Here is a 23,902-nt window from a genome sequence, read left to right on the forward strand (position 1 = left end):
ACCACTACTTTCCGGGCCAGCCGCGCTGGCGCAGGGCGTTGCGCACCGCGCGGACCGCACCACGCGCGCCATCGGCCATGTGCCGTTTGGAAATCCTGACCTCGATCCATCCAGCGGCCGCATAGTCCTCCGCACGGGCGATGTCACGGACGACCTGGTCCGGATCGGCGTGGTTGCCGCCGTCGTACTCCACGGCCACGCGGTACTCGGGAAACGACTGGTCCGGGACGCGCGTGACGCCGGGGGCCAGCGCGACATGCACATTCAATCGCGGTTCTGGCAGGCCGGCCGAAACCAGGGCCAGGCGCAGGCGGGTCTCCTGGGCCGAGTCGGACCCGACGCGTGCCAGCTCCAACGCAATGCGGGCCTTCTGGATGCCCGGCGCGCCCTTGTGCCGGTCGAGCATCCAGTCCAGCTGGTTGCGCGTCGCATACGGTTGGTCGCGGAACTCGAATTCCGGGCGTGGGATGCGCAACAGGTGGTCGGCGGCCACGGCGAGCTCGGTCACGCTCATTCGTCGTGAGCAGTCCAGCCACGTTCGCACCCGGGTGGTGATCCACAATTGGCCGAGCCGCACCACCTCGTCGTTGCGGAACTGGGTCATGTGGCCGACCACGCCCCGACGCCGCTGGGCCCGGTGCGGCGCCTGGCGGGTGATGTGGATGTCCTCGGTCCCCGTGCCGGGCATGAAGCCCGGGAGCTCCCAGATTTCGAACGCGGTCGCATGCGAGGCGGCCGAGTACCCGGTGACCTGCGTATACGGCATGGTCAGCAACGCAAGTGACACATTGCCGTCGTCGAGCATTCTGATGCCGCGGCTGAGCCTGACGAGACGGGCGTGCCGGAGCTTTCCGTAGCTGACCCCCAGTTCTTGGGCACGCTGCATCGTGAACGGACCGGCCAGCAACTCGGGTGGGAACTTCGCGGGATCGAACATGAGCCCATCATGGCAAGGTCACGGCGCGGCTGGCGGAGGTTATCCACAGATCAGTCCCCGCCATCCAACTGGTGGACCGCAGTTGCTGGAAATTGGCGGAAAACGAGCAACTACTGTCCACCAGTTGGGTGGTCAGAGCGGGCCGGCGTGCCCGGGGATGTGCTTGAACACGAGGGTCGTCTCGGTGTTGCCGACCGCCGGATCGGTCGTCAGGTTGTCCAGCACCCAGTCACGCAGGGCATCCGTGTCGACGACGGCGATGTGCAGCAGGTAGTCCACCGAACCGGACGTGTGGAACGTGGAGAGCACCTCCGGCAGCCGCGGCACGCGCGACGTGAACGCGTCGATCTGGTCGCGGTCGTGGGCGCGCAGCCGCACCGCGATGAGGGCCTGGACGGACCGGCCGATCGCGGCCAGGTTCAGTTTTGCCGCGAAACCCTCGATCGCGCCGCGCTCCACCAGCGAGCGCGTGCGCATGAGCGCCGTTGACGGGGCGATGCCCACGGCCTCGGCCAGGTCCCGGTTGGTGATGCGCGCATCGGCCACGAGCACGTCGATGATCTGGCGGTCGACGGCGTCAAGCGGCTCGGTCGCGTAGGTCGCCGCCGGATCGCGCCGAATATTCTTCGCCGGTGACGCCATGGGGTCCTCCTGATTGTTCACTTGCCGTGAATTGTGGGCAAATTCACGCTATTAGTTCACTACTCTATCAAATCACCGAACATATGCGTCATACTTTCCGGAAATGATGAACGAATCTCCGGCTGAAGCGCCGGTGGGAAGGGGGCAAGGCCATGTGGGGTCCGGACACCCAAGCCGTGCATGCGGGGCGCGACGACCTGACGGAGCTGGGCGTGCACGCGCTGCCCCTGGACCTGTCGACGACGGCGCCGTTGACCGACGTCGAGGCCGGCGGGCTCGCCTATGAGCGGCTGGCCGGCGGTGGCGTCCCGGCCGCGGGCGCCAGCACCGTATACCAGCGCCTGTGGAATCCCACCGTGGGCCGGTTCGAGCAGGGGCTGGCCCTGCTGGAGCACGCCGAGGAGGCGGTGTCCTTCGCCTCCGGCATGGCCGCCATGGCCGCCGTCCTGCTGGCGGTCGTGGCGGGCGGCAAGCCGCACGTCGTGGCGGTGCGCCCGTTGTACGGCGGCACCGACCACGTGCTGGCCACCGGATTGCTGGGTACCGATGTCACGTTCGTCTCACCGGACGGGGTGCACGCCGCACTGCGTCCGGACACCGGACTCGTCGTCGCCGAGACCCCGGCCAACCCGGACCTTCGGCTGCTCGACATTGCCGTCCTCGTGCGCGCCGCCGACGGCGTCCCCGTCCTGGTCGACAACACGTTCGCCACACCCGTGCTGCAGCGCCCGCTGGACCACGGTGCCGCGCTCGTGCTGCACAGCGCCACGAAGTTCATCGGCGGCCACGGCGACGCGATGGGCGGCGTCGTGGCCGCGGACGCGGATTGGGCGTCCCGGCTGCGCCGGGTGCGCGCCGTGACCGGAGGCCTGCTCGGCCCCTGGCCCGCCTACCTGCTGCATCGCGGCCTGGCCACGCTGCCGGTGCGGGTACGGGCCCAGCAGGACAATGCCGCGAAGGTGGCGGCCGCGCTGGCCGGGCACGAGGCCGTCGCCCGGGTGCTGTACCCGGGACTGCCGGAGGGGGATCCGCTGGGCCTGGTGGGCACGCAGATGGCGGGATCCGGGTCGCTGCTGTCACTGGAACTGGCGTCCGCCGGGCACGCCGAACGCATGCCGGCGTTCGTCCGGCTCGCCACGCATGCGGTGTCCCTGGGCGGGGTGGACACGCTCGTCCAGCATCCGGCCGGACTGACGCACCGCCCCGTCGCCGCCGACGCCAAACCGCACGCCACCATGCTGCGCGTCTCGGTGGGCCTCGAGGACCCGGACGACATCGCGGCGGACCTGGTGCAGGCTATCGAGGCGTCGCGGTAGCCCGCGGCAGGGCCAGCGCCACCGCGGCGGATACGCCGGCCAGCACGGCCAGCACCCCGGCCAGCGCCGCCCAGCCGAACGCTTGGAACACGAATCCGGCCGACCAGCCCACGATGCTGGACCCGGCGTAGTAGCTCAGGTTGTACAGCGCCGCCGCCTGTGCCCGGCCGGTCACGCCCATGGCCCCCGTCCACCCGGACGCGATGCTGTGCGCGCCGAAGAACCCGGCCGTGAACACGAGAAGCCCGGCCAGGATCAGCACCAGCGGGGACGCCAGCGTCACGGCCAACCCGGCCACCATCAGCGTGATCGAACCCAGCAGCACGGTGCGCAGGCCCCACCGGGCGGCGAGCGTCGCCACGGCGCGGGACGAGACGGTGCCGGCCAGGTACGCCAGGAACAGCAGCCCGACGGCGGTCGCCGGCAGCAGGTACGGGGACGCCTCCAGCCGGAAGCCCAGGTAGTTGTACACGGTGACGAACGTGCCCATCAGCAGGAATGCCTGGGCGTAGAGCGCCAGCAGGGAGCGGCTGCGCAATTGCGGCACGAGCCTGGCCAGCACGCCGCCGAACCCGCCGGGCATGGCGGACGGGCGGAACCCGTGCGGTTGCGGGGCCAGGGACAGGAACCCGATCGCGGCGCCGGCGGCCAGCACGGACACGGCCAAGGTGGCGATCCGCCAGTCGAACGCATCGGCCACGGGCCCGGCGATGAGCCGGCCTGACAGTCCGCCGATCGTGGTGCCGGCGACGTATGCGCCCGCCGCGGCCGCCGCGTGCTTCCGGCTGATCTCCTCGTTGAGATAGGCCAGCGCCAGGGCCGGGATCCCGCCCAGCGCCGCGCCCTCGAGCGTGCGCAGGACCACCAGCACCCCGAACGTGGGTGCCGCCGGGACGAGCAGGCCGAACACGGTCGCGAGCAGGATGGCGGCGCCCATGGTGCGCACCCGGCCGAACCGGTCCGCGGCGAACGACCACGGCAGCACCGTCACGGCCAGGCCCATCGTCGCGGCGGACACGGACAACGACGCCTGCGTGGCGGTGATCTGCAGGTCGCGCGCCATGAGCGGCAGCAGGCCCTGCACGGAGTACAGCTGGGCGAACGTGGCCACCCCGGCGCAGGCCAGCGCGGCCAGCACGCGCCGGTAGCCGACGCTGCCGTGCAGGTGGCCGGTCCAGGGGCCGGCGGTGATGGTCTCAGTCACGATTCCACGGTAGGGCCACGCCAAGGCATGCGTCCAATACATGAATAGGCGCAAATCCATGCGAATGAGTCATGCTTTGTGGTTCGATGGACGCATGCGCGACGACTATGCCGACCTCGTGAAACTGCTGCCCGTTCTGCCGCTGCTGGCGGAACTGGGCAGTAGCGGCCAGATCACCGCCACGGCGGAGCTGCTCGGCATACCCCAGCCCACGGTGAGCCGCGCGCTGTCCCGGGCCGCCGCCGTCGTCGGCACCCCGCTGATCACCCGGCAGGGGCGCGGCGTGCGCCTGACGCCCGCCGCGCTGGCGCTCATCCCGCACGTCAACGCGGCCCTCGACCGCGTGCAGGAGGGGCTCGCCGAGGCGCGCGCGGAGGCGGGACGGTCGTACGGGCGCATCGGCATCGCGTTCCAGCACACGTTCGGCGAGGCGACCCTGCCCATGCTGTTGCAACGGTTCACGGCCGACCATCCCGGCGTCCGGTTCGACCTGCAGCAGGGCAGCCGGGCGTTCTGCCTCGACGCGCTCGACGCCGGGACCGCCGACTTCGCCGTCGTCGCGCCGGTGCCGGACCCCACCCGGGCACGCCCGACGGCGCTGCTGTACACGGAGGAGCTGATGCTCGTGGTCCCGGGCGGGCACCGGCTGGCCGGGCGCGACGGCGTGGCGCTCGCGGAGGTGCGCGCCGACAAGTTCATCATGCTCGAATCCGGCTACGGGCTGCGTTCGATCGTGGAACAGCTGTGCAAGGACGCCGGGTTCCGGCCGCGCATCGCGTTCGAGGGGCAGGACGCGCACACAGTCCGCGGGCTCGTCTCGGCCGGGCTCGGCGTGAGCATCCTGCCGCCGACCGGCCCCGCCCACCTGACCCCGCGGCGCAGCGGACTGGGCTGGCGGGAGCTGCGCATCGACGAGCCCCCCGCGCGGCGCGGCATCGGCCTGGTGTGGCGCAACCGCCCCGACGAGCCCGGCCAGGTGGCGCGCTTCCGAGACCTGGTGCTCACCGGGGGGCGCGAGGTGCTGCAGGCCGCGTTCGGCCGCGGATAGCCCAACTGTGACGCGGTAAGTGCTGAAAATCCGGCCAAAATCAGCACTTACCGCGTCACAGATGGGACGGCTACAGCTCGCGCAGGAACGATTCGACGATGCCGGCCGCGGGGCCCGGCCGCGCCTGGCGCCACGCCGTCCCGGCCCACAGATTCAGCGCCTGCGGGTTCCCGACGGCCGCCGCGGCGGCCCGCAACGGGCCGGTCAGGAAGTGCACCTCCGGGTAGGCGGCCGGGGCCGTGGCCGAATGCGCGCGGGCAAAGTCGTTCTCCAGCGCCCGGGCGGGCCGTCCCGTGAACGCGCGCGTCACGACCGTCCTCGTGTACTGCGGGTCGGCGAGCGCGTCCTTGTGCAGCGGCCGGGCCCCGCTCTCATCGGTGCGCAGCAGCGCCGTGCCGACCTGGACGGCCTGGGCGCCGGCCGCGAGCACGCGCTTGGCCGTCGCGGCGTCGCCGATGCCGCCCGCCCCGACCAGGGGAAGGTCGACGGCGGCGCGCACCCGGGCGACGAGCTCGGCGATGGTGTCGGTACCGGTTTCGGCATTCGGTCCCGGCGGCAGGAACGCCGCCGAATGCCCGCCGGCGTGAGGGTGCTGGACCACCAGGGCGTCCACGCCGAGGTCCGCGGCGGCGCGCGCCTCGGCCACGGTCGTCACGGACGCCACGATGCGGGTGTCCCGGGCGTGCAGTTGTTGGACGAGCCGGACCGGCGGCAGGCCGAACGTGAAGCTGACGACCGGCACGGGGTCGGCCAGCAGGAGCTCGACCTTCTCATCCCAGTAGTCGAGCGCGGCCGGGTCCGTGGCGGCCGGCGGCCGCGCCGGAACGGTGGAGCCGAGCAGCCCGGCGGCCGCCTCCAGTTCGGTGCGGTACCGGGCCAGGGCGGCCGCGTCCGCGGGGGAGAGCGGTTCGGGGCGCGGGACGAACAGGTTGACGCCGAAGTCCTCCCCGTCCCGGCGGACCGCGGCGATCTGGTCGGCCAGTCTCTGCGCGGTCAGGTAGCCGCCGGCGACGAACCCATAGGCGCCGGCGCGTCGGGCCGTATGGACGAGGGCCGGCGTTGTGGTGCCACCGGCCATCGGGGCGGCGATCAGGGGGGTGGAGAACATGGCATTAGTCTAGGCACGTGAACAGTGAGAACGCAGGGATGGCCGGGGTCGTCGTGGGCCTCGACGTGGGGGGTTCGAAGACGCGCGGCATGGTGTGGCGCGGTGGCGCCGTGGCCGCCGACGCGACCGTCGGCAGCGCCAACGTGCAGAACGTGTCGGCGGCGACGGCGCAGGCCAACATGGCCGAGCTGTTCGCGGCCCTGGACGTGCACGGGGCGGCCACCGTCTTCGCCGGCGCCGGCGGGATCGACACCGACGCCGACGCCGCCGCGCTGCGCAACCTGATCGCCGCGCAGGTGCCGGGCGCCGCCATCACGGTGGTCCACGACACCCGGCTGCTGCTGGCCGCCGCCGGCGCCAGCACCGGTGTCGCTGTCATCGCCGGCACCGGTTCGGCCGCGTGGGGCGTGAACGCCGCTGGCGGGCAGGTGCGCGCCGGCGGGTGGGGCTACCTGCTAGGCGACGAGGGCAGCGGCTACTGGTTCGGCCGGGAGGCGGTGCGGCACAGCCTGCACCGCATGGACCGGGACCTGCCCGCCGACGGGCTGACGACCGCCCTGCTGGCACGCTGCGGGCTCTCGCAACCGCGCGAGCTGATCGCCCACTTCCACCAGGGCACCACCCGCCGCTACTGGGCCGCCACATCCCCGGTCGTCTTCGACGCCGCCGCGGCCGGACATGCCCGCGCCCTCGAGTTGATCGACCTCGCCGGGCGCGACCTGGCCGGCATGGCCGTGCAGGTGGCGCGGCAACTGGGCCTGGCCGGGCCGATCGTGCTGGGCGGCGGCCTGGGTTCCAACCAGCCGCCGCTGCAGGACGCGTTCCGCCGCCACCTGGCCGCCGCCGGCCTGACCGACGTCCGCGTCCTCGACAAGGACCCGATTCTTGGCGTGCCGCTGCTGGTCGCCGGCGCACCGCGGAGGTGACCTGGCTTCGGCGCATGGACGGGCGCACCACGGCCAGCTAGAGTTGTTATGCATAACAACCCGCCGTTGAACACCTGGAGCGCCCGTGCCGAACGCCGACCCCGCCCTGTCCATCGCTGACGGCACCCTCCTTCGGGACGGCGCACCGCACCGGATCCTGGCCGGCGCCATCCACTACTTCCGCGTCCACCCGGACCAATGGCGGGACCGCATCGACCGCCTCGTGGCCATGGGCGCCAATACACTCGACACGTACGTGGCGTGGAATTTCCACCAGCCGTACCGCGACCAGGCCCCGGACTTCACCGGCTGGCGCGACCTGGCCCGCTTCATCACGCTGGCGGGGGAGGCCGGCCTGGATGTGATCGTCCGCCCCGGGCCGTACATCTGCGCCGAATGGGACAATGGCGGTTTCCCGGCCTGGGCGCTCGCCGACCCCGGCCTGGTCCCGCGCTCCTCCGACCCGAAGTTCACGAGGATCGTGGGGACCTGGTTCGACGCCCTCATGCCGGTACTCGAACCGCTGCAGGCCCGGCACGGCGGCCCCGTCGTCGCCGTGCAAATCGAGAACGAATACGGCAGCTACGGCGACGACCGGGCCTACCTGGAATGGACCCGGGACGCACTGGCCGGGCGCGGCATCACCGAAATCCTGTTCACGGCCGACGGCGGCACGGACTACTACCTGGACGGCGGCGCCCTGCCGGACACGTGGGCGGCCGCGACGCTCGGCTCGCGCGGCGACGAATCGGTGGCCGTGTGGCGGCGCCGGCGCCCCGGCGAGCCGTTCCTGGCCGCGGAATTCTGGAACGGCTGGTTCGACCACTGGGGCGAACAGCACCACGCCCGGGATGCCGTGGAAGCGGCCACCGAGGTCCGCAAGATCACCGACCTGGGCGGCCATGTCTGCCTGTACATGGCCCACGGCGGCACGAACTTCGGTCTCGCATCCGGCGCCAACACCGGCGGCGACGGCCTCCTCCAGCCGACCGTGACCAGCTACGACTCGGACGCCCCGATCGCCGAGGACGGCCACCTGACCGCCAAGTTCCACGCCATGCGCGAGGTGTTCCTGGCCGCCGCCGGCCGGACGCCCACCCCGCTGCCGGCGGCCCTCACCCAACCGGCGCCAACACTGCCAAGCCGGGAACTCGCCGTCGTGCGCGGGACCACGCTGGAGGCGTTCATGCGCGCCGGCGACCCGGTATCCGGGCTCAGGCCGCTCACGTTCGAGCAGCTGGGCCTGGACCGCGGCCTGGTGCACTACGCGGCCACCGCCGTGCTGCCGGCCGGCGAGGCGCGCCTGCGGATCCGCGGCCTGCACGACCGCGCCCATGTCTGGGTCGACGGCGTGTTCGCCGGCGTGCTCGACGACGGCACGGCCGACGCCGGACTGGCGGTGGCGGGTGCCGGGGAACGGGCCCGGCTGGAAATCCTGGTCGAGAACCTGGGCCGCATCAACTACGGGCCGCGGTTCGGCGAGGGCAAGGGCATCCTCGGCGGTGTCCTGGTCAACCAGCGCTACGTGTTCCATTGGGAACACCGGGCCATCGACCTGCAGGCGCCGCTGCCGGAACTGCTGTCACGCGGGACGGGCCCCGTGGGCGGGCACCGCGGCGCCGGGTTCCACCACGCGCGCTTCACCGTCGACACGCCCGCCGACACGCACCTGGCGCTGCCGGGCTTCGGGAAGGGCTTCGTGTGGCTCAACGGGTTCCTGCTCGGACGGTACTGGGAACGTGGGCCGCAGGTGACGCTGTACGCCCCGGCGCCGCTGCTGCGCACCGGGGCGAACAGCGTCACCGTGCTGGAACTGGAGCACGACGGCGGTCCGCTCCAATTGCGCGACCGGCCCGACCTGGGCGCCGGCCGGGTGGGCCAGGTGGAGGAATTAATCTGACGATTGGCTAGAATTGGTGGTTGGGCGGGCGCCGTCCAACCACCAGTCCAGCCGCTCCAGGAGGTCGCAGGCATGCGCGCAAGCCGACTCGGCGCCGTGGCCGCCGCCGCGCTGCTGGCCGTTACGGTGGTCACCGGCTGCACGCCCGAACCGATCGTCGCCGTGCCATCGGCCACCAGGAGCAACGACGCCAAGCCCCTGGTCATCGCCGCCGCCGACCTCCCGGACACCGGGAACGCGGGGGAGCAGGACATCGTGGCGTACGTGTATGCGGCGGCGCTGGAGGCGGCCGGCATCAAGACGGTCGTGAGCACGGACGATCCCACGGGTGCCTCGCTGGTGACGAGGCTGGCGAGCGGTGCCGTTGACATCGTCCCGGAATTCACCGGATCCCTGCTGCGGTCGGTGGGCCCGGCCAGCGTCGCCCGGACGCCGGCCGACCAGCTCACAGCCCTGGCCGCCAGTCTGCCCGCGGGCGTCGCGATGACCCAGCCGGCCAAGGCCGAGGACAACGAAACGCTTGTGGTCACGCAGGTGACGGCCCAGAAATACAACCTCAAGACCATCGACGACCTGGCCAAGGTGTGCGACAAGGTGGTGCTCGGCGCGCCCGAGACGTTCCGGGCACGCGGTTCCGGGCTCGCGGCGCTGGAGAAGACGTACGGCTGCCGGCCGGCGACGGTCCGGTCCCTGCCCAACACCCAGGACGCCCTGCTGATGGCGCTGCTGCGTGACGAGGTCCAGGTGGCCGACCTGCAGGGTGCGTCCCCGGCGGTCCCGGACAACGACCTGGTGGTGCTCACGGACCCGAAGAACGTGCTGGCCGTGGAGCAGCTGGTGCCGGTGGTCCACACCCGCGCCGTGCCGGATGCGGTCCGGCAGGTGCTGGACAAGGTGTCCGCGCAGCTGTCCACGACCGACCTGATGCAGCTGCGCGGGCTGTCCCGGGGCGAGCACCATGCGACGCCGCGGCAGATCGCGGCGTTCTGGCTGGCGTCGAAGGGCCTGGTCAAGGCCGCCCAGTAGTCCGGCCGCATCCATTGCGCACTCCCCGTGGGTGCAGGCGCCAAACACCCATGGAGAGTGCGGAACAGTTGCGGGAGCCCCGGCCCCGGCTGGATAACGCTCTGCGCCATCGAATCGTGGCCCACGATGGATGCATGACCCGCCGCCAGCCCCTTCCCGGACCCCTCATCCGCCGGGCGTTCACCGTCTACGAGGCGCGGGGTGCCGCTGCCGCTCGGGATGCAGAACGCAAGCACGATCCACCTGACCCGGCCCGTCTCCTGCACGGCGCCGCGTCGAGTTGGCGTGGTGGGGCACGAGCGCGCGTTGCGCCCGGACGAGATCCAGCTCCTGGACGGCATTCCCGTCACGTCATTGGCGCGTACCTGGTTGGACCTGGCAGCCATGCTGTCACTGAACGACCCGGTCGCGGCCGCGGATCATCTGGTATCCGAACACCGCCGATCCTTCGCGTGGCCGCGCATCGCCCGGGTGCCGCAAGTTCCGGGTGTGCGGCGAATATGAAGGGGCGCATCACCGCAGTCCCGAGCAACCGGCGTCGGACAGGTTCCGGGACAGGACAACGGCCGAACGTGGCTGGGAACAGGTCAAGGTCTACGCCGCAGACATGCGTGATCACGGTGCCGTCGCCTTGAATCTCTTCCAGAACGCGCTGCGCTCTCGCGGATGGCCGGGCCAGGACCACGTCCGAGCATCCGTTCCGCACTTCCCGTGGGTGTCCGGGCCGGACACCCACGGGTAATGCGGAATTGTTGAAACGACTCACGGCGGCGGGGCCGTGCTGCCGCGGACGATCAACTCGGGGTCCACCAGGTCCGGCACGAACGCCTCATCCGGGTGGGCGATCTGGGCCAGCAATCGCACGACGGCCCGCCGGCCCGTGTTCTCGAAGTCCTGGCGGATCGTCGTCAACGGCGGGTTCGCGTACGCGGCCAGGGCAATGTCGTCGATGCCGACCACCGAAACATCATCCGGGACGCGCCGGCCGAGTTCGGTCAGCGCCCGGATGACACCGAACGCCATCTCGTCGCTGGCGACCAAGACGGCCGTGACCTCGGGCATGCGGCCCAGGATCAGCCCGTTCCGGTAGCCCGAGGCCGGGCTCCAGTCGCCGTGCAGGACCGGGGGGACCTCGGTGCCGGCCGCCTCAAGGGCGCGCCGCCAGCTGGCCTCTCGGGTGGCGGCGTCCGACCAGTCCGGGGGGCCGGCCACATGCCACACCGTCCTGTGGCCGAGGTCGAGCAGGTGCCGGGTGGCGAGGACGGTGGCCGCGTCCTGGCTGACGCCAACCTTCTCGCCCCCCAGGTCGGAGGATTCGTCCGTGCTGACCGTTGGCATCCGCTTCGTCAGTTCGCGGATGCGCGGTGCGGCCTCGAGCAGGGGCGCCGCCATGATGATGCCATCCACACCCTGGTGGACCAGACGCGAGACGGCGTCCGTCAGGCTCTGGACCGTCAGGTCCGCCGTCACCGAGTTGACCGTGTACCCGGCCTGCCGGGCACCCAGTTCCACCCCCAGCGCCAACGATGAACGCGAATAGTTGCCCGTCGCCAGGGTGAGCATCCCGATGGCCATGGACTTGCCGGTCACGAGGGCGCGCGCCGTGTGGGTGAGTCGATAGCCGAGCTCCTCAGCGGCGGCCAAGACCCTGCCCCGGGTTCCGGCCTGCACGTTCGGGTGGTCGCTGAGCACGCGCGAAACGGTTTGTGCCGAGACGCCTGCCCGCGCCGCAACATCGCGCATGGACGGGCCGCGGCTGAACTGTTGCTCCGGCATGGGCCTCCCGGCGTCGGCCCGCCAGTGACGGGGATGGTGATGCCTAACATTGTAATTGTTGCTGTAACACGCCCCACACCCGCCCAGGGCCCGCAAGGCCAATTCCTGACCATTGGCCCGTTCGCACGGGCGAAACTGGGGGCGTCGCGGCGCCGGCCGTACCGGCGCCTGTGCCATATTTGAAGCATGGCAGAATTCACCCAGTCCACCAAGCTTCACAACGTCCTCTACGACATCCGCGGACCAGTACTGGCACAGGCCCAGAAGATGGAGGCCGAGGGACACCGCATCCTGAAGCTGAACATCGGCAATCCGGCCCCCTTCGGATTCGAGGCGCCGGATGCCATCCTGGTGGACATGATTCGCCACCTGCCCCACGCCCAGGGCTACAGCGACTCGCGGGGCATCTTCTCGGCCCGGACCGCCGTCGTGCAGTACTACCAGACGCGCGGCATCCATAACATCCACGTCGACGACGTCTACCTCGGCAATGGCGTCAGCGAGCTGATCACGCTCTCCCTCATGGCGCTGCTGGACACCGGGGACGAGGTCCTGGTTCCCACGCCCGACTACCCGTTGTGGACGGCGTCGGTCAGCCTGGCCGGCGGCCGTCCCGTCCACTACCTGTGCGACGAGGACAGCGAGTGGTGGCCGGACCTGGCGGACCTGGAATCGAAGATCACCCCGAACACCAAGGGCCTGGTCATCATCAACCCCAACAACCCGACCGGCGCGGTCTACCCGCGCCACGTCGTACAGGCCATGGTCGAGCTGGCCCGCAAGCACGGACTGGTGGTGTTCTCGGACGAGATCTACGAGAAAATCCTCTACAACGACGCCGAACACATCAACACGGCCACCATCACCGGCGACGACGTGCTGTGCATGACGTTCAGCGGGCTGTCCAAGGCCTACCGGATTTGCGGTTACCGCTCCGGCTGGCTGGCCATTTCGGGGCCCAAGACCCGGGCCGCCGACTACCTGGAGGGCATCAACCTGCTGGCCAACATGCGCATGTGCGCCAACGTGCCGGGCCAGCACGCGATCCAGACGGCGCTGGGCGGCCACCAGAGCATCGAGGACCTGATCCTGCCGGGCGGCCGGCTGCGCGAACAGCGCGACATCGCCTACCGCCTGCTCAATGACATCCCCGGCGTCTCCACGAACCAGGCCAGGGGGGCCCTGTACCTGTTCCCGAAACTGGACCCGGAGGTGTACCCAATCACGAGCGACGAGAAATTCGCCCTCGACCTGCTCGAATCGCAGAAGATCCTCATCTCCCACGGAACGGCGTTCAACTGGGTTCGCCCCGACCACTTCCGGCTCGTCACGCTGCCCAATGTGAAGGATTTGACGGAGGCCATTGGCCGGATCGCGGAGTTCCTGAGCACGTACAAGCCCTGACGCACCAACGGCAAGTGGAAGGCGGCACCATGAATCCGAAGACAGGCTCCCGCAAGGCAAGGACCCACAAGGGCGTCTTCACGGCGAGCCCGGCCGCATTGCTGCGTGCCGATCCCGGCTTCCGGCTGGCTGACCGGCCCACCGACGCCACGCCTGGATTCACCGGGAAGAAGAACGACGGCGCAGCCGCCCTGGGTGCCCGGGCGGGGGTCCTGGCGGGGCTGCAGGAGCAGCTGTTCGCGGAAAGCCGGTTCGGCGGCACGAGGTCCGTCCTGTTGGTGCTGCAGGCCATGGACACCGCCGGCAAGGGCGGGATCGTCAAGCACGTGGTCGGCTCCGTGGATCCGCAGGGTGTGCAGCTGAAATCGTTCAAGGCGCCCACGGACGAGGAAAAGTCCCACGACTTCCTGTGGCGCATCCGCCCCAACGTCCCGGCCGCCGGCATGGTCGGCGTGTTCGACCGGTCCCATTACGAAGATGTGCTCATCCACCGTGTGCACGGCTGGGCGGACGCGGCCGAACTGGGGCGCCGGTACGCGGCCATCAACGCGTTCGAGGCGGAACTGACGGCGGCCGGGACCACGGTGGTCAAGGTCATGCTCAACGTGGGCGGCGACGAACAGAGGCGGCGGCTGGCCGCCCGGTTGGCGGACCCCACCAAGCATTGGAAGTACAGCACGACCGACCTGGATGAACGCGCGTACTGGCCGGCCTACATGGACGCCTACCAGGCGGCCTTTGACCGCACCAGCACACCGGCCGCGCCGTGGCATGTGGTCCCCGCCGACAGGAAGTGGTACGCCCGCCTCGCCGTCCAGGAGATCCTCATCGAGGCGTTGGCCGCGCTGGACATGACCTGGCCGTCCGGGCACTTCGACGTGGCCGTCGAGCTGGCCCGGCTCGCCCAGGCCTGAATGCGGTGGTCGAGCCCCGTCCCCGGTGGTCGAGCCTGTCGAGACCCAGGCGGTGGTCGAGCTTGTCGAGACCCACGGGCGGTGATTTCGCTCCCCAGCCGCTCCCCACCCTCGCAAGCTCGGGCGGGGCCCCTCGCGGCTGGTTTCGGACACGAAGGTCCTGGCGGGAATCTGCGAGATATTTGAGGTTGCCCCGCCCCGTACCTGATTGACCGGAAGCCAGGGGAGGCCCCCGCGAGCAAGCGGCCCCAGTGCTCGCGGAAGTCGACGTCAAGCGCCACGGAACAGGGCTTCCCGGCAAGGTCGCACCTCGGTGGCGCCACCGTCCGCTACCTCGAACCGGTGGCATCCGCGAGCAGCGTGCCGAGCCTGGCGAGCCCCGGCTGCACGAAGGCCCGAAAGCGCGTCATCGCATCCTGCACCTGCGGTTCGGCGACACGCTGCCGCAGCCCACGGGCGGTGTTGAGGCGCGCTCCCTCGAGCCACCTCGCGATGTCAGGCTCCTTCGACCAGACGCGGTCGGCGCCCATCTCGATGGCGATACCTCGCACCCAGTCGAGTGGAGCATCGGGCAACCGGTTCGGCGGGCACAATCGGTTCTTCTCGCGGATGTCCCGGCCGGGCGCGGCGCAGTGCACGTACAGGTCGCCCGGTCGGGCCGGGATCGTGCCCCCGTCGAGCACGACCTCGTCGCGGGCGATGCGCCGGACGTGCCCGAGGCGCACGACATCGTCGATGCGCCGGACCAGCTCGAGCTCGGCGGTGCTCATCGTCGGGGCCTTGTACATCGTGGGCGCGACCCGATCATCGATGCGGAACAGCTGCCCGCTCCCTTCCAGCCGATCAAACAGGTCGTCGACGGATGTTGCGGAGGCCGCGGCCTCCAGTTGCAGGGCGATACCGTCGATCAGGTTGCCGACCAGTTCGCCACCCTGCGCGTAGAAGCGGTTGCGAAGCCACGCCTCGCGCGGTTTGATCCAGCGGATCGCATCGGGCTCGACCCCGGTCTGCAGCAACCACAGACAGGCGTCGATGGCCGTCTTGCCCGCGCCGATGACGACGAAGCGATCCGCGGGCGACTCAGCGACGCGCACGAGCGCGTTGACGGGGAGGCATCGCACGTCGGATGCCACGTCGAACGTCGGCGTGAACGTTGCCGGGATCGCCGGCTCAAGGTAGGCGGCGTCGACCAGCGCCTTCCGCACCTCGACCCGGAACTCATCTCCCGAGACGCGGGAGACGAAGTGCCCGTCGCCGACGACCTCGCACATCGGGTGGTACCGCACCGACCCCGACGGCAGCAGGCTCCGGCGCATCACCCGGTCGTAATAGCCGCAGATCTCGGCCGCGTTCGCCTGTTCGTACATGCCGGCGTTCAGGCCGTCGTCATCGATCACGTCGTCGCCGAGCGGCAGCGAGTTCACCCCGTAGTAGGCCGACGGCTGGTGCAGGCGCACGAACGGGTAAGCGTCGTTCCAATGCCCGCCGGGCGCGTGGCGCCGATCCACCATGACTACATCCACGTCGGCATCGGCGATCAGCGCGTCGGTGAACGCCATGCCAGCGGCACCGGAACCGACCACCAGGTAGTCCGCCTTGAGGTGGTGCGTGACCATGCCCGTTCCCCTTTCCGTTTTACAGACGCTTCGGCTTGTGCCTCGATGCGGTCTCGTACCCGGGGCCGTCGTGACCGGGAGCCACTGAGCGGTCTCCTCCTCGGATTTCGGAACGAGCGGGATGTCGGGCGTCGCCATGTGCGTATGCTCGCACGCTCGAGGCAGCGGAGCAACGGATGTGTCATCAGGGCACCCATATCCGGCCACCGTGCCGCGGCCGAGGAAGGAAACTGCCGGTGCCGACAGTGGATCGTCCGGGGGCGGCCGCAAACCCGTTAAACTGATATCATTTTTATATCTCTTTATGAAAGGGGCGGGACATGTCGTCTTCAGATTCCGACGGCCTGGTCGAGGCAGTCCCGGTCGGACACGACGGGGCGCGCGTGCAGATTCACGAGCGCAAGGCAGGGGCGATCAGCGGCGGTTGGGCAATCCTGGTTTTGGCGTTCTGCCTTGCCGCCTTCATCTGGTTGTTGACGAGTTCGGTGACGTGGCTGTCCGCGTTGCCCGCTTTTGCCTTCGTTGTCGTGGCCTCCTCGCTCGTGGTCGTCCAGCCCGGCGAAACCCGGGTGATCCAATTCTTCGGCCGCTACGCGGGAACCGTGCGTCGCACCGGGATGTCGTGGGTGATCCCGCTCGCGACCCGGCGCAGCGTCAGCGTTCGTGTCCGCAATTTCGAGACCAACCGGCTCAAGGTCAATGACGCGGACGGCAACCCGGTCGAGATCGCGGCGATCGTCGTCTGGCAGGCCGCCGACACCTCCAAGGCGGTCTATGCGGTCGACGACTATCTCAACTTCGTCTCGGTGCAGGCGGAATCTGCTCTTCGCCACACGGCGACCACGCACCCGTACGATAACGCCGACAGCGCGGGAGAGTCACTGCGTGGTTCCACCGACACGGTCGCCGCGGAACTCGCCAAGGAAGTCGCAGAACGCGTGTTGTTGGCGGGTGTGGAGATCGTGGAGGTTCGGATCAGTCACCTGGCCTATGCGCCGGAGATCGCGCAGGCGATGCTGCGACGGCAGCAGGCCAATGCGGTTGTTGCCGCCCGGTCGCGGATCGTGGAAGGCGCGGTCGGAATGGTTGAGATGGCGTTGGCCCAACTGGGCGAGCGGCAAATCGTCGACCTCGATGACGAACGCAAAGCCGCCATTGTCAGCAACCTGATGGTCGTGCTCTGTGGTGACCAGCCCGCCTCGCCGATCGTCAACACCGGCACCCTCTACTAGCCGTGGCAGGCCAGCGGAAACAGGTCCTGCTCAGGATCGATCCCGCCATCCACGACGCGATCTCCAGCTGGGCGGCGGACGAACTACGCAGCGTGAACGCGCAGATCGAGATCCTGCTCAGGGACGCACTCAAAGGTGCCGGACGAATGCCAAGCACACCGGGCCCCCTACCTCAACGCGGACGACCGAAAAACCCATAAGCCATCGCTTGGAGGTGTCTCCTTGATGACCTGGCCAGGTCAGGGCCCGGCAGAGGCGACTCCTGACCGGTAGGCAAAGGCGAGCACGTCCGGTGATTGCCTGTCGGTGATTTCGACTGGCTCAATCACCGCGGCCACCGCATCAATCACCGCGGCCACCGCATCAGTCCCCGCTGGTCGAGCCTGTCGAGACCCGGGCGGCCGCCAGCCGGGTCTTGGCGCCCTCAAGCCATTCCTCGCACTTTTGCGCCAGGGCTTCGCCGCGTTCCCATAGGGCCAGCGAATCCTCCAGGCTGGCGCTGCCGGCCTCGAGCTGGGTGACCACGGCGAGCAGTTGCTCACGCGCCTGTTCGTAGCTGAGTTGCGCCACGTCCGCCATGGCGGGGTTGGGGGTTGCTTTCGTCATGGTCAGTCCTTAGTTTTCAGTAGTTGACGTTGCTGTTGCGGTGAAACCGCCACCGGCCACCCGGATCGCCAGCTCGGTGCCGTCGGGCGCCTGCGCGGGGTCGCGCACGATCGACCTGTCGGCCAATTGCACGACGGCGTAGCCGCGATCCAGCGTCTTCTGCGGCGACAGGGCCCGGACCTGGGCGCGCAGGTGCGCCACCCGGTCGGCGTGCCGCGCCACCTGTGCCCGGATCGCCGTGAGGGCGCGCCCGCCCAGCCGGGCGACGTCGTCGGCGCGCACCGTCACCATGCCCTCCGGGTTGGCCAGCACCGGGCGGGAACGCAGTTGGGCCAGACGCTCCGACTCGTGCTCGAGCAGCGAGTCGATCCGCCGGTTGAGCTGCGCCCGGGCCTGGTCGACGCGGCGGAGCTCCTCGGCCACGTCGGGGACGATGCGCTTGGCCGCGTCGGTCGGCGTCGAGGCGCGCAGGTCGGCCACATCGTCGAGCAGCGGCCTGTCCGCCTCATGGCCGATGGCGCTGACCACCGGTGTCCGGGCGGCGGCCACCGCCCGGACCAGGGCCTCATGGCTGAACGGGAGCAGGTCCTCCAGCGACCCGCCGCCACGGGCTATCACGATGACGTCGACGTCCGGACGCCCATCCAGCTCGGCCAGGGCCCCCATGACGGCGGACACGGCGTTCACGCCCTGGACGGCGACCTCGCGGACCTCGAACTCCACGGCGGGCCAGCGCAGGGCCGCATTGCGCAGCACGTCCTTCATGGCGTCGGAGTTGCGTCCGGTGATGAGCCCGATCCGGTGCGGCAGCAGCGGCAGCGCTCGCTTGCGGTCCGCGTCGAACAGGCCCTCGGCGGCCAGCGCCTGGCGAAGCCGTTCGATCCGGGCCAGCAGGTCGCCCACCCCCACCGGCCGGATGTCCCGGCCCTGCATGGACAGGCGGCCGGTCTTGAGCCAGAAGTCGGGCTTGAGCTGGGCCACGACCCGGGCGCCGCGCTCCAGCGGCGTGGCCAGGGCGTTCATGACCGAACCCCACACGGTCACGCTCAAGGATATTTCGGCGTCGACGTCGCGCAGCGTGATGTAGCTGACGTTGGCTCGCCGGTTCAGCTCAATGACCTGGCCCTCGACCCAGGCGGGCGGGGCCTTCTCGATGTGCGCCTTCAGCTTCTCGCTGAGCAGGTGCAGCGGCCACGGGTTCTCGGGGCTGGTCTGGGCGGCCGTCGGGGGGATGACCCCGCGCTGGGGGGCGGGCACGTCGTCGTCGTTCATGCCGGCGTACCCGGCGGCATCCAGCGTCCCCTCGGGAACGAATCCGTCCTGTGCTGCGCCCATTGCCCCGCTCACCATCCCACTCACCATCCCACGTTGCCGCCCGCATCCTGCCGTGGCCTCCACTGTATCGTTGCGCACCGACGGGCACGGCGCTTATCCACAGGCCGGCCGGGGAGGCGCGTCCAGTAGCCTTGGGGTGGAAAGCTTCGCCAACGAAGGGACACCGTGCGCACGTTCGGTTCGGCCGTCATGGTCATCTTGTCGCTGTTGCTGACGGCCGTGGCGGTGCCATCCGTCTGGGTGCAGCGCAACGTCGTCAACGAGCAGGGGTTCGTGTCCATGGTCGACCCCCTCGGCGGCGACGCACGGTTCCAGCAGGCCCTGACGCAGACGGTCGCCCAGACCGCCGTCAAGCACCTTGACGTGCCGCACGGACTGGACCAGGCGGCGGGCAAGCTCATCGAGGCGGCGGCCGCGAAACTGACAACGCTGCCCGGCTACCCGGCGGCCTGGACCGAGACGCTGCGCCGCAGCCACGAGCTGGCGTTCGACGCCCCGGCCGATGCCGCCCTGCAACTCGACATCGCCCCGCTCGTGCGCCTGCTGGTCGATAATGCCACGACCGGCCTCGGCGCCACGGTCCCCACCCCGGACCAGGTCCTGGTCACCGTCGACAACTCCGCGCAGGGCACCGTGGTGCCGCTGCTGAAGGACATCGGCGCCGCCGCGTACTGGATGCTGGGCGGTGCGGTCCTGCTGCTGGTGCTCGGGCTGCTGCTGGCACGCCGGCGGACGACGACGCTGCTGCTCGCCGGCATCGGGCTGGCCGTGGTGGCCGGGCTCTGGAAGGTGGCGGAGCTGGTGCTCACCGCGACGCTGGAACGCAACCACCTGGCCAACACCCTGCTCAAGCAATTCGCGGACCAATACCAGGCGCTCCTCAGCCAGAGCGTGGACCGGTGGATCCTGATGGCGCTCATCGTTGCGGCGTCGATGGCGGCGGTCGGGCTGGTCGGCAGGGTCCTGGCGGGGAGGGCGCCCCAGTAGGATGGGGACATGAGCAGTGCCGCAGTCTCCATCCCCATGCCCTCCGTACCCCGGCAGCGCCGGTCACCCGCGGAGGTCGCCGCCGCGGCGCCCGTGACCGGGTCCAAGAAGGTGCTGCTGGCCGCCCCCCGCGGCTATTGCGCCGGCGTCGACCGCGCCGTCATCGCCGTTGAGAAGGCGCTGGAACACTACGGCCCGCCCGTGTACGTGCGCAAGCAGATCGTCCACAACGTGCACGTGGTCAGCTCGCTCGAGGCCAAGGGCGCCATCTTCGTGGAGGAGAACGACGAGGTCCCCGAGGGCGCGCTGGTGATCTTCTCCGCCCACGGCGTGTCCCCGGCCGTGGTGCAATCCGCCGAGGATCGCGGCCTGCGCACCATCGACGCGACCTGCCCGCTGGTCACGAAGGTGCACCGCGAGGCCGTCCGGTTCGCGAAGGACGACTACGACATCCTGCTGATCGGCCACGAAGGCCACGAGGAGGTCGAGGGGACGGCCGGCGAGGCGCCGGAGCACATCCAGATCGTCAACGGCCCGCACGAGGTGGACTCGGTCCGGGTGCGCGATCCCGAGAAGGTCATCTGGCTGTCCCAGACGACGCTCAGCGTGGACGAGACCATGGAGACCGTCAGGCTCCTGAAGGACCGCTTCCCGACGTTGCAGGACCCGCCCAGCGACGACATCTGCTACGCCACCACGAACCGCCAGGTTGCCATCAAGAAGATCGCCCCCCAGGCGGACCTGGTCATCGTGGTCGGCTCGGCCAACTCATCCAACTCGGTGCGGCTCGTCGAAGTGGCGCTGGAATACGGCGCCGGCGCCGCCCGGCGTGTGGACTTCGCCAACGAGGTGGATGAGGCCTGGCTCGAGGGCGTGGCCACCGTCGGCGTCACCAGCGGCGCCTCCGTCCCCGAGGTCCTGGTCAAGGACGTGCTGCGCCTGCTGGCCGATTATGGCTACGCCGACGTCGAGGAGGTCGTCACGGCCGAGGAGGACCTGCTGTTCTCGCTGCCCAAGGAACTGCGGGCCACGTTGAAGGAGGCCGGGGACACCAGCCGGGCCCTCGGCGGGCACGGCCAGCGTCCCAGTTCCTAGCCGGCTCGCCTGCCAAGTGCCGCGACGATTTCCTCGTGCGGCAAGGCGGGGCTGAAATGGCCGTCGCGTCCCGTCATGTCCTGGTTGACGACCAGCGCATTCGCCACGGCCTCCTCCACGGCCTCAACCACGGCGGTGTAGAACGGGTCGATGTATCCCCAGGGGATGAACGCCAGGCTCTCATAGTCGTCCCGGGTCGCGCGGTGCGCCGGTATGCTCGAGGTCAGGCTGCCGGGGTTCGCCGTCGAAAACGCCAGGGCGATGTCGCCTGAGAAGTGGCTTCCAGCGGTTCCGGTGCGGGCCAGTCCGAGCGGTGCCCGGCGGGCCAGCGCGGCGCACTGGCCGGGCAGCAGCGGCGCATCCGTGGCGATCACGATGATCGCCGAGCCGGCACCGCCCGGTGCCCTGTGGGGGCGCCCGTCCTGGACCAGCCAGTCCGTCCCCTCCATCGGGTTCGGTGCGCACGAGTCACGGCCCAGGGGCATCCCGGCGAGCCGGAGCTCCCGCCGGCTGCCGAAATTCGCCTGGATGAACACCCCCACCGTGTAGCGTTCACCCCCGTGCGCGATGGTTCTCGACGCCGTCCCGGATCCGCCCTTGAACGCATAGCAGTTCATGCCGGTCCCGCCGCCGACCGAGCCTTCCTCGATTGGCCCGGACGTTGCCGCGTCAATGGCCATCCCGGCATCGGCGGGTTGGACGTGGCCGCCGTTGATGTCGTTGAGATAACCGTCCCAGGTCTCGCCGACGACCGGCAGCATCCATCGGGCGGACAGGTCGGGACGGTGTCGGTGAACCCACTGGTCGATGCCCTGGTGGCACGCGCCGACCGCATGCGAACTGGTGAGCGCTATGGGCATCGCCAGCATGCCCGCTTCGTCGATCCATGCGCGTCCGGTCAATTCGCCGTTGCCGTTGAACGAGTAGGTGCCAGCCGCGCACGGGACCCCGACCCCCGGCCTGCCCCGGGGCAGGATCGCCGTCACGCCCGTGCGGACCGGCCCTTTCCCGTCAACCAGAGGGCCGTCTCCGGCGATGAGCGTTCGATACCCGACCTCCAGGCCGGGGACGTCGGTGATGGCGTTGAACCGGCCAGGGGTCCCGTCGAAGTCGAGGCCGAGGCCGCGGGCGCGCGGCCTGCCGTCCGGGCTGTGGGTGCCTGGGCTGGTCGATGCTGTCATGGGGGTGCTCCTCCTGGTCCGACGCACATGCGTATTTGAACGACTGTTCAAATTGTAGTCCAAAAATCATTGCAATGGGTGATTTAAGTCACTAGCATCGCTTCTGAATTAGTGTTCAACTTCGAGTGAACGCGGATGACTGATTCCCCACACCCGGACCAACGAGGAGCAGAACAGTGCCAGAACGAGTGCAAACGCTGGAAACCAGCACAGCCAAACCGGACGGACTCGCCAAGGGGCGCCTCGGCATCTGGGCCATCGTGTTCTTCGTCGTCTCGGCGGCCGCCCCGCTGACGGTCGTCGCCAGCGCCGCGCCGACCTCCATGCGGATGGGCGGCATCGGTGCACCCGGCGCGATGCTCGCCTGCGGCCTGGTGCTCACCCTCTTCGCCGTGGGGTTCACGGCCATGTCCAAGTATGTCCGCAACGCCGGGGCCTTCTACGTCTACGCGGCCAAGGGGCTCGGGAAGCCGGCGGGCATCGGGATCGCCTTCGTGACCATCTTCGCGTACGGATTCCTGTGCATCTGCTTCTACGGCTTCATCGGCTTCTTTGCTGCGACCACGTTCAAGGACCTCTTTGGACTCGATCTGCCATGGGGCGTCTATTCCCTGCTCGCACTGGTCCTCGTGGCCGTGCTCGGATACCGGAACATCGACGTCGGCGCCAAGGTGCTCGCCGTCCTGCTGACCCTCGAGATCACGATCCTGTTGGTGCTGTCCGTGGCAGTGCTCGCCCACGGCGGCCCGGAGCCGGTGTCGTTCGCGTCGTTCTCCCCGGGCAATGTGTTCTTCGCGGCGGGCTCGGGGAGCCTGTTCGTGATGGGCTTTGGCGCCTACCTGGGCTTCGAGGGGACCGCCATCTATGCCGAGGAGGCCAAGAACCCGGCACGGACGGTCCCGGCCGCCACCTACATCGCGATCGCCTTCCTGGGGATCTTCTACGCCTTCACGTTCTGGGTGCTCACGGTGGCCTTCGGGCTTGACGGCGTCCTCAAGATGGCCACGTCCGACGATTTCCAGGACATGGTCTTCACCGCCTCGGGGAACTATCTGGGCGTTTGGGCGACCATCGTCATGCGCGTGCTCATCGTGACAAGCTTCCTGGCCTGCCTGCTGGCATTCCACAACGCCTGCTCGCGCTACTTGTTCTCCATGGGCAGGGAGCGGCTGCTTCCCCGGGCGCTGGGCAAAACCCACCCGAAGACCAAGTCGCCGTTCCGTGCGAGCGCCCTGCTGTCCGGCATCGCCCTCGCGGCGATCCTGGTGTGCATCGTCACGGGGGCCGATCCGTTCCTCCAGTTCGCCATCTGGACCTATGCGACCGGCGTGGCCGGGCTGGTCTTCGCCCAAACGGTGGCGGCGTTGTCGGTGGTCGTCTTCTTCGTCAAGGATCGGCGCGGCCACAACATCTGGCGGGTGATCGTCGCCCCCGCGCTGGGCGTGCTCGGACTGGCGACGGGCTTCATCCTCATCGTCGTGAATTTCGACATCGTCACCGGCATGGAAGGGGCCGTCAACTGGATCCTGCTGCTGCCCACCCCGGTGCTGTTCATCGCGGGAATCGTCACCGGACGCGTCCTCAAGCGCCGGCGTCCGGCACACTATGCTGAATTGACGAACATGGTGGCAGAACAATAGTCAGGCGGG

At 69.7% G+C, this 23,902-nt stretch carries 21 protein-coding genes; 12 read left to right on the forward strand and 9 right to left on the reverse strand.

What is annotated here, in order from left to right; all coding sequences use genetic code 11:
• Window positions 1–4 precede the first annotated feature (4 nt).
• Window positions 5–937: an endonuclease domain-containing protein gene (locus EJC77_RS13025; protein WP_125613292.1), complete on the reverse strand. Its 933-nt coding sequence runs from the start codon at window positions 935–937 to the stop codon at window positions 5–7.
• A 132-nt stretch (window positions 938–1,069) separates the two neighbouring features.
• Window positions 1,070–1,579 carry an Lrp/AsnC family transcriptional regulator gene (locus EJC77_RS13030; RefSeq protein ID WP_125613385.1) on the reverse strand — a complete coding sequence of 170 codons (510 nt, stop codon included), beginning with the start codon at window positions 1,577–1,579 and terminating at the stop codon, window positions 1,070–1,072.
• A 152-nt stretch (window positions 1,580–1,731) separates the two neighbouring features.
• Between EJC77_RS13030 and EJC77_RS13035 the strand changes: the two genes are divergently transcribed.
• The gene (locus tag EJC77_RS13035; RefSeq protein ID WP_125613294.1) at window positions 1,732–2,895 is read left to right on the forward strand and encodes a trans-sulfuration enzyme family protein; all 1,164 of its coding nucleotides are present in this window, start codon (window positions 1,732–1,734) and stop codon (window positions 2,893–2,895) included.
• Here the strand turns inward: EJC77_RS13035 and EJC77_RS13040 are convergent.
• On the reverse strand, window positions 2,876–4,141 hold the full coding sequence (locus EJC77_RS13040; RefSeq protein ID WP_125613387.1) for an MFS transporter: 1,266 nt from the start codon (window positions 4,139–4,141) through the stop codon (window positions 2,876–2,878). The two genes, EJC77_RS13035 and EJC77_RS13040, sit on opposite strands and share 20 nt — an antisense overlap.
• Before the next feature lie 52 nt (window positions 4,142–4,193).
• Here EJC77_RS13040 and EJC77_RS13045 point away from each other — a divergent pair, with 52 nt between their 5' ends.
• A complete protein-coding gene (locus EJC77_RS13045) occupies window positions 4,194–5,147 on the forward strand; it encodes a LysR family transcriptional regulator (protein ID WP_125613296.1) in 954 nt (317 codons plus the stop codon).
• 70 nt (window positions 5,148–5,217) lie between these two features.
• On the opposite strand, the gene EJC77_RS13050 is transcribed toward EJC77_RS13045, so the two are convergent.
• On the reverse strand, window positions 5,218–6,255 hold the full coding sequence (locus tag EJC77_RS13050) for a nitronate monooxygenase (RefSeq protein WP_125613298.1): 1,038 nt from the start codon (window positions 6,253–6,255) through the stop codon (window positions 5,218–5,220).
• A gap of 17 nt (window positions 6,256–6,272) precedes the next feature.
• Between EJC77_RS13050 and EJC77_RS13055 the strand changes: the two genes are divergently transcribed.
• From EJC77_RS13055 to EJC77_RS13070, 4 genes are all read left to right on the forward strand, one after another.
• Window positions 6,273–7,181 (forward strand): N-acetylglucosamine kinase, encoded by a 909-nt coding sequence (locus EJC77_RS13055; RefSeq protein ID WP_338069478.1) that lies wholly within the window; start codon window positions 6,273–6,275, stop codon window positions 7,179–7,181.
• Between the two features lie 85 nt (window positions 7,182–7,266).
• A complete protein-coding gene (locus EJC77_RS13060; RefSeq protein ID WP_240630235.1) occupies window positions 7,267–9,081 on the forward strand; it encodes a glycoside hydrolase family 35 protein in 1,815 nt (604 codons plus the stop codon).
• 72 nt (window positions 9,082–9,153) lie between these two features.
• Window positions 9,154–10,107, forward strand: coding sequence for an ABC transporter substrate-binding protein (locus EJC77_RS13065; RefSeq protein ID WP_125613300.1), 954 nt, complete (start codon window positions 9,154–9,156; stop codon window positions 10,105–10,107).
• A gap of 219 nt (window positions 10,108–10,326) precedes the next feature.
• Window positions 10,327–10,611 carry a hypothetical protein gene (locus EJC77_RS13070; protein WP_125613302.1) on the forward strand — a complete coding sequence of 95 codons (285 nt, stop codon included), beginning with the start codon at window positions 10,327–10,329 and terminating at the stop codon, window positions 10,609–10,611.
• A 258-nt stretch (window positions 10,612–10,869) separates the two neighbouring features.
• Here EJC77_RS13070 and EJC77_RS13075 read toward each other — a convergent pair whose 3' ends face one another.
• A complete protein-coding gene (locus tag EJC77_RS13075) occupies window positions 10,870–11,883 on the reverse strand; it encodes a LacI family DNA-binding transcriptional regulator (protein ID WP_125613304.1) in 1,014 nt (337 codons plus the stop codon).
• Window positions 11,884–12,069: 186 nt separating this feature from the next.
• Here EJC77_RS13075 and EJC77_RS13080 point away from each other — a divergent pair, with 186 nt between their 5' ends.
• Window positions 12,070–13,287 (forward strand): pyridoxal phosphate-dependent aminotransferase, encoded by a 1,218-nt coding sequence (locus EJC77_RS13080; RefSeq protein WP_125613306.1) that lies wholly within the window; start codon window positions 12,070–12,072, stop codon window positions 13,285–13,287.
• Between the two features lie 29 nt (window positions 13,288–13,316).
• Complete coding sequence (locus EJC77_RS13085; protein WP_125613308.1) at window positions 13,317–14,201, forward strand: polyphosphate kinase 2 family protein; 885 nt, start codon at window positions 13,317–13,319, stop codon at window positions 14,199–14,201.
• A gap of 329 nt (window positions 14,202–14,530) precedes the next feature.
• On the opposite strand, the gene EJC77_RS13090 is transcribed toward EJC77_RS13085, so the two are convergent.
• Window positions 14,531–15,817 carry an NAD(P)-binding protein gene (locus tag EJC77_RS13090; protein ID WP_125613310.1) on the reverse strand — a complete coding sequence of 429 codons (1,287 nt, stop codon included), beginning with the start codon at window positions 15,815–15,817 and terminating at the stop codon, window positions 14,531–14,533.
• A gap of 320 nt (window positions 15,818–16,137) precedes the next feature.
• Here EJC77_RS13090 and EJC77_RS13095 point away from each other — a divergent pair, with 320 nt between their 5' ends.
• On the forward strand, window positions 16,138–17,049 hold the full coding sequence (locus EJC77_RS13095; RefSeq protein WP_125613312.1) for an SPFH domain-containing protein: 912 nt from the start codon (window positions 16,138–16,140) through the stop codon (window positions 17,047–17,049).
• Window positions 17,050–17,412: 363 nt separating this feature from the next.
• Here EJC77_RS13095 and EJC77_RS13105 read toward each other — a convergent pair whose 3' ends face one another.
• Window positions 17,413–17,655 (reverse strand): exodeoxyribonuclease VII small subunit, encoded by a 243-nt coding sequence (locus tag EJC77_RS13105; RefSeq protein WP_205787266.1) that lies wholly within the window; start codon window positions 17,653–17,655, stop codon window positions 17,413–17,415.
• A gap of 9 nt (window positions 17,656–17,664) precedes the next feature.
• Complete coding sequence (xseA, locus tag EJC77_RS13110) at window positions 17,665–18,927, reverse strand: exodeoxyribonuclease VII large subunit (RefSeq protein ID WP_125613395.1); 1,263 nt, start codon at window positions 18,925–18,927, stop codon at window positions 17,665–17,667.
• A 228-nt stretch (window positions 18,928–19,155) separates the two neighbouring features.
• On the opposite strand from xseA, the gene EJC77_RS13115 reads away from it, so the two are divergent.
• Together EJC77_RS13115 and EJC77_RS13120 are read left to right on the forward strand one after the other, a co-directional pair.
• Entirely contained in the window at window positions 19,156–19,977 is an 822-nt protein-coding gene (locus EJC77_RS13115) for a hypothetical protein (protein WP_125613346.1), read from the forward strand.
• 9 nt (window positions 19,978–19,986) lie between these two features.
• Window positions 19,987–21,072 (forward strand): 4-hydroxy-3-methylbut-2-enyl diphosphate reductase, encoded by a 1,086-nt coding sequence (locus EJC77_RS13120; RefSeq protein WP_125613348.1) that lies wholly within the window; start codon window positions 19,987–19,989, stop codon window positions 21,070–21,072.
• On the opposite strand, the gene EJC77_RS13125 is transcribed toward EJC77_RS13120, so the two are convergent.
• Window positions 21,069–22,253 carry a DmpA family aminopeptidase gene (locus tag EJC77_RS13125; RefSeq protein ID WP_125613350.1) on the reverse strand — a complete coding sequence of 395 codons (1,185 nt, stop codon included), beginning with the start codon at window positions 22,251–22,253 and terminating at the stop codon, window positions 21,069–21,071. The two genes, EJC77_RS13120 and EJC77_RS13125, sit on opposite strands and share 4 nt — an antisense overlap.
• 176 nt (window positions 22,254–22,429) lie before the next feature.
• Here EJC77_RS13125 and EJC77_RS13130 point away from each other — a divergent pair, with 176 nt between their 5' ends.
• Window positions 22,430–23,893 carry an APC family permease gene (locus tag EJC77_RS13130; RefSeq protein WP_240630237.1) on the forward strand — a complete coding sequence of 488 codons (1,464 nt, stop codon included), beginning with the start codon at window positions 22,430–22,432 and terminating at the stop codon, window positions 23,891–23,893.
• Window positions 23,894–23,902: the final 9 nt, after the last annotated feature.

The sequence above is a fragment of the Specibacter cremeus genome (genome assembly GCF_003946885.1).
In the GTDB taxonomy this organism is placed as follows: Bacteria; Actinomycetota; Actinomycetes; order Actinomycetales; family Micrococcaceae; genus Specibacter; species Specibacter cremeus.